Annotated in this window: 2 protein-coding genes; both read left to right on the top strand. The window is 74.2% G+C overall.

The genetic code is table 11. The features are described from left to right. On the top strand, positions 1-579 hold a 579-nt coding region (locus ABZS54_RS42955; protein ID WP_355548910.1), incomplete at its 5' end, for a peroxiredoxin. A 354-nt stretch (positions 580-933) separates the two neighbouring features. Continuing rightward, positions 934-1,386 (top strand): hypothetical protein (locus ABZS54_RS42950; RefSeq protein WP_355548907.1); only part of this gene is annotated, 453 nt, incomplete at its 3' end.

The following is a 1,386-nucleotide window of genomic DNA, read 5'->3' as shown; positions in this document are numbered from 1 at the left end:
CGGCACGATCCCGGCGCCGACCCCGCCCCGGCCCGATCGCGCTCCCGTGGCTCGCCCGCGCGGTCGGTGTCAGGCCGGCTCGCGCCGCGTGCGGATCGGGGCGACCCGATCGCGGACACCGCGTGGACGGTCCTGTACTGCTTCCCCGGCGCGTACGCGCCCGGCCTCCAGGGGTATCCGCCCGGCTGGGACGAGATCCCCGGCGCGCCCGGCTGCACGCTGGAATCGTGCGCCTACCGCGACCGGCTGCACGAATTCACCGACCGTGGCGCCACCGTGCTCGGTGTGAGCACCCAACGCCCGGACCAATTGGCCTCGTTCGCGGCACACGCGAACATCCCGTTCCCGCTGCTCTCGGACGCCGACCTGGAACTGACCGCGGCGCTCCGGCTGCCCACCTTCCGGGCGGCGGGCGTGGACCGGCTCAAGCGGCTGACCCTGCTCCTGGACGACACCCGCACGATTCGCGGCGTGCTCTACCCGCTGCCTGATCCGGCCGGCTCCGTGGAGGACGCGCTCACCCTGATCGACACCCGCCCGGCCCGGGCAACGCGCAGCGGGCAACGGGCCGATCGCTAGGACGTCCGGGCTGGGTCACCGCGCCCACCGGGAGCGACGTGCGCTGCCCGTTGTGCGAGACCCGAGCGATGTCCACGCGGGCCGTGCCCGGGCGGTGGTGCTCGCCGACGAGATCCGGCCGGACGCCCTCGACGACGGCGCAGAGGTGAGCTGACGCTGCGTCGCCGGGGGCTTGCCCAACGCGGTCGGCTTCGGCGAAATCGGCGTGTTCGGGGGCGGATGTGGGCAAGAATGCGCCCAACGGCGGGCCCGCGACGACGGACTCGGCGACGACGCGGTTCGGGGTGGGCGATGCGCGTCGGTCGGCCCACCTCGGCGGCCACAACTGCGGGGGTCGGTGTGGAGGCAGAGCTGATGACGTTGGCGGCATCGGGCGCGACCACGATGGTCGGGCTGATGGTGTCGGAGTCCTGGGCGCAGGCCCGGACCCGGATCGCCGCCCTGTTCGGCCGTGGCGACCCGGCCCAGGGGAGTGTGGTGGAACGCGAACTGGAGTCCTCCCAACGCGAGTTGTCCGTGGCCCGGGAAGCCGGCGACGACCTGGTGATCGCGGACGTCGAGGCGGAATGGCGCACCCGGCTGCGCCGCCTGCTCCGTGCCGATCCGGTGGCGGCGGCGGAACTGCGCGCGTTGCTTGACGAGTTGGCACCGTTGGCGCCACCGGAGGCGGCAGGTGCGGTGCACAACACGATCAGTGGCGGAACCCAGCACGGCCCGGTCGTCCAGGGACGGGACTTCACCGCCCTGACCTTCGGCTCGTCCGGCGCCGCGCCGCAGCCACCGCCGCCGGCCGACCCGGCCTCGGAC

Source organism: Embleya sp. NPDC005575, from assembly GCF_040605455.1.
Lineage (GTDB): Bacteria > Actinomycetota > Actinomycetes > Streptomycetales > Streptomycetaceae > Embleya.
This window is presented reverse-complemented; position numbering and strand designations above follow the sequence as displayed.